This window comes from Paenibacillus sp. y28 (assembly GCF_037137075.1).
Taxonomy (GTDB): domain Bacteria; phylum Bacillota; class Bacilli; order Paenibacillales; family NBRC-103111; genus JBBBNV01.
In genome coordinates, this window is the sequence record NZ_JBBBNV010000050.1 from 1 (window position 1) to 12,794 (window position 12,794).

Annotated in this window: 12 protein-coding genes; 10 read left to right on the forward strand and 2 right to left on the reverse strand. The window is 49.9% G+C overall.

Annotation, left to right across the window (positions count from 1 at the left end):
* Positions 1-221: 221 nt before the first annotated feature.
* From WBG83_RS21555 to msrB, 5 genes are all read left to right on the forward strand, one after another.
* A complete protein-coding gene (locus WBG83_RS21555) occupies positions 222-602 on the forward strand; it encodes an ATPase (protein WP_336747444.1) in 381 nt (126 codons plus the stop codon).
* A 260-nt stretch (positions 603-862) separates the two neighbouring features.
* On the forward strand, positions 863-1,150 hold the full coding sequence (gene gatC / locus WBG83_RS21560; RefSeq protein WP_336747446.1) for an Asp-tRNA(Asn)/Glu-tRNA(Gln) amidotransferase subunit GatC: 288 nt from the start codon (positions 863-865) through the stop codon (positions 1,148-1,150).
* Between the two features lie 125 nt (positions 1,151-1,275).
* On the forward strand, positions 1,276-2,733 hold the full coding sequence (gene gatA / locus WBG83_RS21565; RefSeq protein WP_336747447.1) for an Asp-tRNA(Asn)/Glu-tRNA(Gln) amidotransferase subunit GatA: 1,458 nt from the start codon (positions 1,276-1,278) through the stop codon (positions 2,731-2,733).
* A gap of 20 nt (positions 2,734-2,753) precedes the next feature.
* On the forward strand, positions 2,754-4,193 hold the full coding sequence (gene gatB, locus WBG83_RS21570) for an Asp-tRNA(Asn)/Glu-tRNA(Gln) amidotransferase subunit GatB (protein ID WP_336747448.1): 1,440 nt from the start codon (positions 2,754-2,756) through the stop codon (positions 4,191-4,193).
* Between the two features lie 135 nt (positions 4,194-4,328).
* Entirely contained in the window at positions 4,329-5,330 is a 1,002-nt protein-coding gene (gene msrB, locus WBG83_RS21575; RefSeq protein WP_336747449.1) for a peptide-methionine (R)-S-oxide reductase MsrB, read from the forward strand.
* A gap of 263 nt (positions 5,331-5,593) precedes the next feature.
* On the opposite strand, the gene lepB is transcribed toward msrB, so the two are convergent.
* A complete protein-coding gene (lepB, locus tag WBG83_RS21580; protein ID WP_336747450.1) occupies positions 5,594-6,136 on the reverse strand; it encodes a signal peptidase I in 543 nt (180 codons plus the stop codon).
* Between the two features lie 620 nt (positions 6,137-6,756).
* Between lepB and perR the strand changes: the two genes are divergently transcribed.
* Positions 6,757-7,191, forward strand: a complete 435-nt coding sequence (gene perR / locus WBG83_RS21585; protein ID WP_336747451.1) for a peroxide-responsive transcriptional repressor PerR — start codon at positions 6,757-6,759, stop codon at positions 7,189-7,191.
* A 287-nt stretch (positions 7,192-7,478) separates the two neighbouring features.
* Positions 7,479-9,221 carry a glycosyl hydrolase family 18 protein gene (locus WBG83_RS21590; RefSeq protein ID WP_336747452.1) on the forward strand — a complete coding sequence of 581 codons (1,743 nt, stop codon included), beginning with the start codon at positions 7,479-7,481 and terminating at the stop codon, positions 9,219-9,221.
* 238 nt (positions 9,222-9,459) lie between these two features.
* Here the strand turns inward: WBG83_RS21590 and WBG83_RS21595 are convergent, their stop codons facing one another.
* On the reverse strand, positions 9,460-9,864 hold the full coding sequence (locus tag WBG83_RS21595) for a YgzB family protein (protein ID WP_336747454.1): 405 nt from the start codon (positions 9,862-9,864) through the stop codon (positions 9,460-9,462).
* A gap of 114 nt (positions 9,865-9,978) precedes the next feature.
* Here WBG83_RS21595 and WBG83_RS21600 point away from each other — a divergent pair, with 114 nt between their 5' ends.
* The 3 genes from WBG83_RS21600 to WBG83_RS21610 all read left to right on the forward strand — a co-directional run bounded on the left by WBG83_RS21600 (position 9,979) and on the right by WBG83_RS21610 (position 12,369).
* A complete protein-coding gene (locus tag WBG83_RS21600) occupies positions 9,979-10,851 on the forward strand; it encodes a nucleotidyltransferase-like protein (RefSeq protein ID WP_336747456.1) in 873 nt (290 codons plus the stop codon).
* Positions 10,852-11,334: 483 nt separating this feature from the next.
* Positions 11,335-11,535, forward strand: a complete 201-nt coding sequence (gene thiS / locus WBG83_RS21605; protein ID WP_336747457.1) for a sulfur carrier protein ThiS — start codon at positions 11,335-11,337, stop codon at positions 11,533-11,535.
* A gap of 60 nt (positions 11,536-11,595) precedes the next feature.
* Entirely contained in the window at positions 11,596-12,369 is a 774-nt protein-coding gene (locus WBG83_RS21610) for a thiazole synthase (protein WP_336747458.1), read from the forward strand.
* Positions 12,370-12,794: the final 425 nt, after the last annotated feature.

The window sequence follows — 12,794 nt, forward strand, 5'->3', positions numbered from 1 at the left end:
CCTTAGGATATCATGTACTCGCTTGATTGGGTTATTTTTCATGTGTCGATTTTCAACGAGAACTTTTCACTGTCCAGTTACAAAAATGTTGAATAGAATTCGTTTTAATTGGACACTGCCTCCTTTTTTTAGTACCATGTTCATATACGGACAGACGTAGATTAATCGGCTTTACTGAGGGCTACGCTCGTTCAGGAGCTTCAATCTGAGGGGGGAGCAGCATGCTGCGTTTGGGGGAGAAAGTAGTTTTTATTAATGATAGCCTTGAACAGAATCTTCCGGTGGGAGATTACGGATATATTATTGCCTATGATCGCAATGCGGACAACATCTTCGATTATGTGGTGCGCGCGCCGAAGGCGAATAAACATTTTTTTGTTCCCGCGGATGATATTGAGCTGGAAGAGGTGCTGGTGCAAAGTGAAGTGGACCGCGTGGAGCGGGAAGCGCTCATCGATTTTGCGCTGGCGACGAAGAATGAGGCGCTGTTCCGGCATGTGATGAATGGCGGCAGTGTCGGTGAAGCCAAAGAAGAGCAAAGTCAGGAAGTGCAGTCGCAGGAGGATTTCGTGCGGCAAATTAACTTGAAAGCATGGATTTGATACATATCCCTTCTACCAAATACCGGAGTGCCCTTCAGGTGAATCCGGTGGCTGACGGAAGGGGTATTTATTTTGTTGCGAACAATCGGGGGAGCGGGCTCGGGCAGCTGAACAGGGAAGTATTCAAGCGATCCAGGAGCATTGAGAACATCCCCCATTGTAGGCTATAATAGAACAAACCCGACATGTATGGGCAAATTCTGTCACAAGCAGAGCCTGCCTGTCATGTTTCGTATGCCCACGAAAGGAAGGAACTGGACATGAGCATCAGTATTCAAGATGTGGAGAAGGTAGCGGCGCTGGCCCGGCTCGACCTGACTGCAGAAGAAAAGCAAACGTTCACGGAGCAGCTGAACGCCATTTTGAAATACGCCGAGCAGTTGAATGAGCTTGATACCGATGGGGTAGAGCCGACAAGCCATGCAATGCCGATGGCAAACGTAATGAGAGAGGACGAAGTGCGTCCGTCGCTTCCATTAGAGAAGGTGCTGCTTAATGCGCCGGATGAAGAGGACGGCCAGTTTAAGGTGCCGGCTGTTCTGGAGTAACAATCGCCCATCGTAGGCCTATGCTCATGAGATTCGGAAGATATTGTCTAAGTGAATGACATTGCTGGTTTTACCGCTTGGGCAAGCCCTGAAGCCCAGGCAGCAAAATGAAGGAGGAGCCTGATTTGTCGCTGTTTGAACTGAAATTACAGGAATTACATAACCAGCTCGCTGGCAAGCAAATTTCCGTCTCCGATTTGGTGGACGAGTCGTACCGCCGTATCGGAGAGGTCGAGGATCAAGTAAAAGCATTTCTTCTGCTTGATGAGGAAAATGCCCGTCAAACGGCCCGTCGGCTGGACGATCAGCTCACGGCTGGAGGAGAGCGGGGACTTCTGTTCGGCCTGCCGATCGGTATTAAGGATAATATCGTTACCGAAGGCGTCACAACAACCTGCGCCAGCCAATTTTTATCCAATTACAACCCGATTTATGACGCTACAACCGTGACGAAGCTGAAGCAAGCTCAAACCGTGAGCATCGGTAAGCTGAACATGGACGAATTCGCCATGGGCGGATCGAATGAGAACTCCTCGTTTTACCCGACCCGGAATCCATGGAACCTGGACTATGTCCCCGGCGGCTCCAGCGGCGGCTCTGCGGCTGCGGTTGCGGCGGGCGAGGTATACTTTGCGCTTGGATCGGATACCGGCGGTTCTATTCGCCAGCCGGCGGCGTATTGCGGCGTCGTCGGGTTGAAGCCGACTTATGGCCTCGTATCCCGTTATGGTCTTGTCGCCTTCGCTTCTTCTCTGGATCAGATCGGTCCATTAACTAAAAATGTCGAGGATTCGGCTTATCTGCTGCAGGCTATTGCAGGCCATGATCCGAAGGACTCCACTTCGGCCAATGTAACTATTCCTGATTATATCAGTGCTCTTAGCGGCGATATTAAAGGGCTTCGTATTGCGGTGCCGAAGGAGTATTTGGGTAAAGGCATCGATCCGCGCGTAAAGGAGAAGGTGCTCGCTGCGCTGGCTGAGCTGGAGAAGCTTGGCGCAACATGGGAGGAAGTTTCCTTGCCGCATACGGAGTATGCTGTAGCAACCTATTATTTGCTGGCTTCCTCTGAAGCGTCTTCCAATCTGGCGCGATTTGACGGAGTTCGTTATGGCGTTCGTACCGAGAACCCGTCCAACCTGCTGGAGCTGTACCACAAATCCCGCAGCGAGGGCTTCGGTCCGGAGGTAAAACGCCGTATTATGCTGGGGACGTATGCACTGAGCTCCGGTTATTACGATGCGTATTACTTGAAGGCGCAAAAAGTACGTACGTTAATTAAGCAGGATTTCGATCAGGTTTTTGCAAACTTTGACGTCGTTATCGGGCCAACGGCGCCGACACCGGCGTTCCGAATTGGCGACCAGGTCAACGATCCGCTGACCATGTATCTGAATGACATCATGACCATTCCTGTGAATCTTGCCGGAATCCCGGCTATTAGCGTTCCGTGCGGGCTTGTTGACGGGATGCCGGTCGGATTGCAAATTATCGGTAAAGCGTTGGATGAATCGACTATTTTGCGTGTGGCGCATGCCTTTGAGCAAAATACCGATCACCATCAGCGCAAACCGCAGCTCTAGGAAAGGGGACGACAAACCATATGACAACAGAAAAACAATTTGAGACGGTCATCGGGCTGGAAGTCCACGTAGAGCTGCACACGAAGAGCAAGATCTTCTGCGGCTGCTCTACCGAATTCGGAGCCCCGGCCAATACCCATACTTGCCCGGTTTGTCTTGGACACCCCGGCGTCTTGCCTGTGCTGAACAAGCAGGCGGTTGAATATGCAATGAAAGCGTCGATGGCGCTGAACTGCCAAATTGCCGACATCACCAAATTTGACCGGAAAAACTATTTTTACCCGGATTCCCCGAAAGCATATCAAATTTCACAGTATGACAAGCCGATTGGCGAGCACGGCTGGATTGAAATCGAAGTGAACGGCGTGACAAAGCGGATCGGGGTAACCCGGGTCCATCTGGAAGAAGATGCCGGTAAGCTGACACATGCCGACGGGGGATCTTCCCTTGTTGACTTTAACCGTGTCGGAACACCTCTGATTGAGATTGTGTCTGAGCCTGACATTCGTTCTCCTGAAGAAGCCAAGGCTTATTTGGAGAAGCTCAAGGCGATTATGCAGTACTGCGACGTCTCCGACGTCAAGATGGAGCAAGGCTCGCTCCGCTGCGATGCGAATATCAGTATCCGTCCGTTTGGCCAGGAGAAGTTCGGTACGCGGGCAGAGCTGAAAAACATGAACTCCTTCCGCGGCGTGCAGAAGGGGCTGGAGTATGAGGAGTGGCGTCAGGCTGATGTTGTGCTCAGCGGGGGCAAGGTTGTGCAGGAAACCCGCCGCTGGGATGAAGCTGCAGGCAAGACCCTTTCGATGCGCAGCAAGGAAGAAGCGCATGATTACCGGTATTTCCCGGACCCGGACCTTGTTTCTGTTCACATCGATGCAGAATGGAAGGCCCGTGTGCAGGCCTCGATTCCGGAGCTGCCGGATGCCCGGAAAGCCCGCTACGCGGCCGAATACGGACTTCCAAGCTATGATGCCTCCGTCATTACCGCGAGCATGGCCATTGCCGATTTGTTTGAGCAAAGCCTGACCTATACGAAGGATGCCAAAGCGGTGGCCAACTGGATTATGGGGGATTATCTCGGCTATTTGAACGCCAACAATCTGGAGGCCCAGGATGTTAAGCTCACGGGTCAAGGCTTAGGCGAGATGATTGGCCTGATTGAGAAAGGAACCATCAGCAACAAAATCGCGAAGACGGTTTTCAAAGAAATGCTGGAATCCGGCAAAGCGCCGCAGCAAATCGTAGAAGAACAAGGCCTGGTTCAAATTAGCGATGAAGGCGCCATTAAAGCGATTGTTGATCGGATTGTGGAAGCGAATCCGCAGTCTGTGGCCGATTTCAAGGCAGGAAAAGAGAAGGCCGTCGGCTTCCTCGTAGGCCAAATTATGAAAGAAACGAAGGGCAAAGCGAACCCGGGGCTCGTGAACAAGCTTATTATCGACCGCTTGAACGCGTAGCTTTACAACTAAGCAGACCCGCGCATAACAGCAGCCTGTCTGAGACAACCAGTCTCTGGGCAGGCTGTTTTGCTTGCCGGCCGATTTATTTTATAATATAGAAGAGTGAAATGAATGGATGAAGGGAGCATAATCATGGAACAGAACAATTCAAGCTTGTTGCCGGATTCGGAACAAAGCGCTCGGCTGGCTACCTTTGCGGGAGGCTGCTTCTGGTGCATGGTTTCCCCGTTCGAGGATCAGCCCGGGATTGAAAGCGTCGTTTCCGGTTACACCGGAGGACACACTGTTAACCCGACCTACAAGGAAGTCTGCTCCGATACGACAGGCCATTATGAAGCGGTGCAAATTACATTTGACCCTGCCGTTTTTCCATACACGAAGCTGCTTGAGCTATTTTGGCAGCAAATTGATCCCACGGATGAGGGAGGCCAGTTCCATGACCGCGGCTCCTCATACCGCACAGCGATTTTTTATCATACAGAGGAGCAGCGCATGCAGGCTGAGGCATCCAAGCAGGCGCTTCAAGTCAGCGGCCGGTTTGATAAGCCGATTGTAACACCGATTATTCCGGCCGAGGTGTTTTACCCTGCGGAAGAGTACCATCAAGACTATCATCATAAAAATCCGATTCGGTACAAAATGTACCGCGCCGGTTCCGGCCGCGATGCGTTCATTAAGCGCCATTGGAGTACGAAGCGCAATCAGGAGGAGCTGCGGTCCCGGTTAACTCCGCTGCAGTACGAAGTTACACAGAACAGCGCCACGGAGCCGCCCTTCCGTAACGAGTTTTGGGATCATCATGACGAGGGCTTGTACGTCGATATTGTTTCCGGCGAGCCGCTGTTCAGCTCCCTGGACAAATTTGATTCCGGCTGCGGCTGGCCAAGCTTCTCCAAGCCTCTGCAGAATGAGCAAATTAAAGAGGAGATTGACCTGACTCATGGTATGGTGCGCACCGAAGTGCGCAGTAAAGAAGCGGATTCTCATCTCGGCCATGTATTCCATGACGGTCCGCAGCCGACCGGTCTCCGGTATTGCATTAATTCGGCCTCGCTGCGCTTCATTCCTAAAGAAGAATTGGAAAAAGAAGGATACGCGGAGTATGCCCGTTTGTTCGAAGACAAAAATGAATAAAGAAGCCTCCGACCGCTGAGGATTGAAGTAATTCCCTTGTGGAAGACAGTTGAAATAAAAAACTGTCTTCCACAAGGGAGCACTTCAAAGCTGCGGGCTGGAGGCTTATTTTGTAGGCAATAATAGTTGAAATCCGGTTGTCCGGTCGCGGCTTTAAGGTCGATACGGCGCTCCGGAACGGTGTAAGTAGCATATTAGGGAAAAACTACGGTTCAACTGCATGGAGTACTGGCTTGTTGTCCAAGGTGAACTTCAATTAAAGGCTATAGCTTTTTTCCAAGCACGTGGCTGACCGGTACGGGTCCGATTGCCCGGCTGTCGCTGCTGTGATTCCGGTTGTCGCCCATCACGAAGATGTAATCCTCGGGAACGATCCACGTTCTCTCTGAGTTATTAGCCATGGCTTCATTTATATAAGGCTCTTGAAGCTCTTCGCCGTTGCGGTATACCTTGTTGCTTCTAATCTCGATTGTATCGCCGGGCTTACCGATAACACGCTTGACCCAGACATGCCGGTCGCTGGCATTGAACAAATTCAGCGGCGAGCTGTCCATCAAATCATCTGCAATGGTGCGGTTCCGATCTACGCGGCTGTCGATAATAACAATGTCCCCGTATTCCGGCACTTGATCGAGGGTATGAGAGATTTTCGAAATATAGATGCGTTCACTATCCTGTAAAGTCGGATCCATCGAGTGGCCTAGCACTTTCGTTGGTTGAAACACAAATGCGCCGATAACGACGACCAGTAACAAAGAGATGGCAAAGGTGCCTACCCATCCACCCAGTTCTTTTAGCAGCTTCATACGGCGTTCTCCTTATGTTTACATAGTATAGTACCAGTATAGCAGGAGAAAGACGCCTTTTCCTTAAGAATACCTTAAATCGGGAATATTAACTTCTTTTTTCAATTAAAGCCAGGCCGCCTTTCTTATTTCATGCTCGCCCGGATTTCATGGTACAATATTACCAACAATCCTCCAATTTTATTTTGTTTGCTGGACCCAAGATTAATCCGGCTTGACATCCATAGTCCGATAAGGGAGCACAAAAGCGTACTTTACAAATTGCGGGAGAGAACACGAATGCTGACTGCTCCGGGCCAGGAATCTTTTTTCCTCGGCATGCCGCTTGGGCCGTTAGCTCATTGCAGGCGGGACCGGTTTATTCATGTTCACGCATCGACCGGAGCGGCTCAGTACCTTTGTGCATACGGCGGGCTCTTATGGCAGCAGCGGCGATTTTGATCGTCGGCTGTGTATTTCTTTATCTTCGGGAGCTTGCACGCAAATGAGATTGTACGTACAACGGGCCCCTTTCCATTGACAAAGAGGGAACCCACGACTTACAATAATTATATACTTACAGTCATTATCATTTTTCAATTGATTTTGTTAATGGCAATAAAAACTGGTGGGTGATGGACATGGCATTTCAATTCGAACAAGCAGTGGAAAAATTGAAAACGACCGGCGTGCGTATGACGCCGCAGCGGCATGCCATTTTGGCCTACCTGCTGGATACGATGTCCCATCCAACCGCAGATGAAATATACCGCTCGTTAGCGGACCGTTTTCCGAGTATGAGTGTGGCAACGGTATATAATAACCTGAAAGTGTTTATTGAGGCCGGTCTTGTAAAAGAGCTTACTTACGGAGACGACTCCAGCCGGTTTGACGCTGACATGTCTGAGCATTATCATGCTATCTGCGAGCAATGCGGCAAAATCGTCGATTTTGAATATCCTAAACTTTCGGATGTAGAAAAAGAAGCTTCCCGGCAATCCGGCTTTCAGGTGAAAGGGCATCGTCTGGAAGTGTACGGTGTCTGTCCGGAGTGTGCAATTAAATCCTGTCATTAAACAATCGTTTGCGAAAAGCAGCCCTCAGGGGCTGCTTTTTTTGCTGGATGACTAACAAGCTTTCTTTGGAAAAGCATGGCGAAACGTACAACGGATTCACGGATTAAAGCCAGCGAGTCATTTAAACTATCGTTCGGCCGGCGGTTCATTATGCGGACAAGCGTATTAGATGGCTTTGCTTATCAAATGGGATATCCCTTGTAAACGGAACTGAACCTATCAACTGGAGGGCACACCGTTTACAGGATATAGGTTATACACAAATCTGATCACAGTAGGGGGAAAACATGGATTATCAGTTCGCTTCCGTTCAGCGGAGGCGCCGCAGGCGACGCAGAGTTACTTCCATTGTTGCATTGTTTCTAATGATTGTGACAGCTGCGTATGTATGGATGGACAAGTATTGGCCGAATTCCGAGCGGGTGAATCCGGATTTCGGAGGCGTGGACAAGCCGATTTATTATGCAGGGGAGCTTCAAACCTCAACGGCACTGGGAAAGAAGGAAGGTCTTAAGCTGCCGCTTGAATTAGTGCAAGATCTGCTCGATCCGAATATTGTTTATGAAGAAGCGAGCAATTCCGTCATCATTACAACGAAGGACAAGGTAATTCGTCTCAAAACAGATGTGCTCACAGCGATGGTGAATGAGAAGCCGCTGCAGCTTCATGTACCGGTGGAGCAGACGGCCAGCAAGCAAATTTATATTCCGATCAGTCCGCTTGAAACGTTTTATGGCGTCCAGATCATAGAGTCCGAGGAAACCGGTGTAGTTCGTCTTATTAAGCAAGGAGATGTTCTGCCATGGTCGGCAGTATCTGCGTCGGCAGCGGGGAATGACCCAAGTAAGCCGGTTCCACTTCGGCGCGGTCCTTCGATTAAGGAGCCTATTGTAGCGGATGCGACGATAGGTCAGCGTGTCCTGCGCTGGGAGAATCAAGGGGAATGGGCCAGAATACAGCTTGAAAATGGTGTCACGGGCTACATGAAGCAGGCCCAATTGGAGGAGCAGGACGCAGAGACGGTCCCGGCTCCGAAGACAGAGGAATCCTTTGAAGCGTGGAAGCCGGCTGCAGGAAGCAAAATTAATTTGATCTGGGAGCAGGTGGAGCGCAAAAATCCGGATACAGCCACTATTCCCGATATGCCGGGTCTCAATGTGATTAGCCCAACCTGGTTTCATCTGCTTGACGAAGAAGGGAACCTCAAAAATAACGCTGATCCCGAATATGTCAAATGGGCGCGTGACCGGGGCTATCAGGTATGGGCGCTGTTCAGCAACAGCTTCGATCCGAAGATGACCTCAGAAGCATTATCGACGTATGATAAGCGGATCAAAATGATTAAACAACTGCTCGCGTTTGCGCAAATGTACAAGCTTCAAGGCATCAATATCGATTTCGAGAACGTATATTTGAAGGACAAGGCCAAGGTTACTCAATTTGTACGGGAGCTTACGCCGCTTCTTCATCAACAGGGGCTTGTAGTTTCGATGGATGTAACACCAAAATCCACGAATGAGCAATGGTCCATGTTCTATGACCGCAAGGCGCTGGCGGAATCCATAGATTACATGATGGTGATGACATATGACGAACACTGGGCAAGCAGTCCCAAGGCGGGATCGGTCGCTTCACTGCCCTGGGTGGAGTCAAGCATCACCCGCATTATGAAGGAAGATCAGGTGCCTTCCTCCAAGCTCCTGCTCGGCATTCCGTTTTATACACGGATTTGGACGGAGACAGTGAAGGACGGCAAGACACAGGTCAGCTCCAAGGCGGTGACTATGCCGACTGTGGAAGGTATGATCAAGAATAAGGGATTGAAGCCGCAGATGGACGCCGCAAGCGGCCAGCAGTATGTGGAGTATACGGAAAATGGCCAGACCATTAAGATCTGGCTGGAGAATGAATTGTCCGTAAAAGCCCGGGCTCAACTGGTGAACAAATATAATTTAGCCGGTATCGCTTCCTGGCGCCGCGGCTATGAGAGGCCGGAAATTTGGGATGTTTTAAAGGATAACTTGAAATAGCACTTTTTGTTCATTCATCATTTTCGTATTCTTCTGAGAAGTAGCTGGTAATGGCATAGCTTTTCATGCTCAGGCAAAAAAAGCCGGCCCGATAACTGCGTATGGCAGGTTCGGGCCGGCTTTTTAACTAGCGTACAGGGCTGCGTCGTAAGAAGCTATAGTTGACCAAATGAAACATTAGTAACGTAAAACATCAGATTGAAGCTCTTTTCAGTATCAGGCTTCTTCAGCAGATTTATTATGATTTCGAACCATCCGGTTGAGCGCCTGCTCTGCCACCGGCTTCTAGAGCGGCCTCCGTGGTATCCTCGTAAGGCTCTGTCGCTAATTTCGGGTCCAGGGTTAAAATCGTTTTGCAATACATACAGCGGTCCGTTTTGCCCAGCATCTTGGTTTGTCTGCCGCACTCCGGACATTCCAGCATAACGGCGCTTGTCGAGAGCATTCCGGCCCAGAAATAAATGGCCATGCTTCCCAGCAGCATAATCATGCCCAGAACCATACTGATGGCGGCAATGATTTGCCCGCCGGCCCAGTTGAATACAATCCCCGCCAGTCCCAGGATCATCAAGCCCATTCCCGCCATAGTAAGGAACAGTCCCCACAGCCGGAACTCATTAATTTTACTGCTTTTAAAGAACATAAGCCTGTCCTCTTCCCGTTTCATATAGTTTCCTTTTTACCCGGCAGGAAAATCCGTTTCCATGTAGAATCTTCTTTAGTGTAGAATCACAGATCCCAAGTCATGGAGGCCTTCATGGAAAGGTTGATTCAACAACAACTGCTGCAGCACTACGAAAGTAATCCTGCCGTGATCAGCGTAAGTGCTGTATCCAATCCGACACGTTTTAGCCCACTGACCGACGCATTCGACTTACTGCTGCTTATTGTGACAGATCAGTCCGAACAATCACACTCACTTTATCATTATATAAAAGACGGATACCGGATACAAGAACGTTGGATTGGCACCAATGATTTGGAAAGCGGGCTCTTGACGGGCGATAACCGCCGTCTCATTCAATGGATTTTGAAGGGGGACATTGTGCTGGACCGGGGATTGTTTATGGAGCGCCTGCGACATAAGCTGCTTGAATTTCCTATTGAGCTCCGCGAACGAAAGCTGTTTGCCGAGTTTAATCATTTTTTGCACAGTTACCTGCAGGCCAAACAATATCTTCAAGAAGAGCAAACCCTGGATGCGTATTCAAGTACGCTTGAAGCACTGCACCATTGGGCGCGAATCGTCATCATTGAAGAGGGGTATCATCCGGAGCTGTCGGTCTGGGCGCATGTCAAACGGGTTAATCCAGGAGTATACAAGCTTTATGAGGAATTGACGCTAAGCACTGAGACGCTTGCGCAGCGGGTAGAGCTTGTCCTGCTGGCTTGTGAGTTCTCGGTTATGTCCAAAATGGAATCATGCTGTTCTCTGCTGGTACGGCTGCTGGAGAAGCGTGAGGAGCCATGGACGGTGGAGGACCTGCAGTGTGAGCCGGATCTTGCTTTGACCCATGCGGATTTGTCTCTGCTCCTGAACAAGCTTGTCCGTAAATCGCTGATTAAAGAAGTCGCCGTCATGGGAGATGCCGACCTCACGCATTTGGAATTAAAATATACGAAAATATAGCCGCGTGTGCTATACTAGTAAAAACATCATATGAACCACTGGGGGAGCCGAGTAGTGCCTCGGTTGAGAAAAGAATGCAAATTCTTAGACCCTTGGAACCTGTTGTGCGTCTTGTTCAGAACAAGCGCCCTGGATCATACCAGCGTAGGGAAGGTGGAAGTCGCAGCTGCAGTAACCTGCATTCGATCTCCTGCCAACCTTAAGGGTTGGCTTTTTTGTTGGCTAAGATACAGGGGAACGCCGTGCAGGCCTTATTTGGCTGCTCGTTTGTCAGGTAAGCCCGTGAATCGATAGGCTCTCCAATCCTTGTTGGAAGGCGTTAAATCCTATCCAGCGTTCAAGTGGCTGTAATTGGAATTACACGGGCGGAGGTCTGGGCAGCTAAAGACAGGAGGCACATCAATTGTAGGAGACGGACAGACGCAGCAGGGAACCGGAAAAGTATGATAAGTGGTTAGTGTGCATGGCAGAGGAGGGTTGACATTGAAGCTTGTAATTAACGGGGAACAGCGCGAAGTAGATTCTGTGGCGACTCTTGCCGATTTATTGGTTTTGTTTAAGCTGGAAAACAAGATTTTGGTTATCGAGCTGAACCGGACCATTGTAGACCGGACGGCTTATTCTGCAACCGAGCTGTCGGAAGGCGATCAAATTGAGATTGTTCATTTTGTAGGCGGAGGGTAAGGTTGTACGCGGAAACAAAGCCGAATTACACCTTTTTGTGAAGAGAGAGGAGTATTAACAATGTCTGATACATTAAAAATCGGTCCGTACGAGTTTAAATCCCGCTTGCTGCTGGGAACGGGCAAGTTCGCGTCCATCCCGGTACAGAGTGAGGCCGTCGCTGTTTCTGAGGCTCAAATTTTGACGTTTGCCATTCGCCGTCTCCCGATTGATAATCCGGATGCGCCCAATTTCCTGGAGCAGCTTGATTTGAAGGCATACACCCTGCTGCCTAATACGGCCGGGGCCTACACAGTCGAGGAGGCTGTTCGAATCGCTCGCCTGGCAAAAGCCTCGGGGCTTTGCGATATGATTAAGGTAGAGGTAATCGGCGATCCAAGAACCTTGCTGCCCGACCCTGTCGGAACGCTGGAGGCAACAAAAATTTTAGTGGATGAAGGCTTTATCGTGCTGCCTTATACCTCGGATGATCCGATTTTGGCGCGGAAGCTTCAGGAGGCGGGAGCGGCGGCGGTTATGCCGGGGGCATCTCCAATCGGCTCTGGTCAAGGAATTGTAAATCCGAACAACCTCCGGTTCATTATTGAAGAAGCGAAGGTGCCGATTATCGTGGATGCCGGCATTGGAGCGCCTTCAGATGCAGCTCTGGCGATGGAGCTCGGAGCGGACGGCGTGCTTTTGAATACGGCGGTATCCGGGGCTGATAATCCGGTGCAAATGGCGCAAGCATTCAAGCTTGCAGTGGAAGCGGGCCGGCTTGGTTATTTGGCAGGGCGTATCCCCAAAAAGCGCTATGCATCGGCCAGCAGTCCTGTTGAGGGCATGATTGAATAATACAGGGCCTTCTGTATATAGGGCAGGTCTCCGTCAATGTCATGAAGCTAAAATTAATGACATTGACGGGGTGACCTGCCCTTTTTGTTTATTATACGCCCAGTATGAGCGAGTCTCCGCCGCGGCCCCCTTCCGGATTTACTCCGTAGGGAATTCTAAATCCAACGACGAAGAGACGTGCCTTGAATTCCGCTTTCTATAAGGCTTTCTCGACTATAACTTCTGTATTAAAGCAGCTTTGAGAAATAAGCCTAAAAAAAATTTGCCGAAAAGCTTGACCATATGCGAAGTCCTATGGTATATTAATTCTCGCCGCTAAAACGGCACACATCGACAAAAGCTGCAAGTGCTGCTTCGAGCTTCGGTTCGAAAAAAGAAATTAAAAAAAGTACTTGCAATCGAGTAGGCGAATGTGTTATATTAAA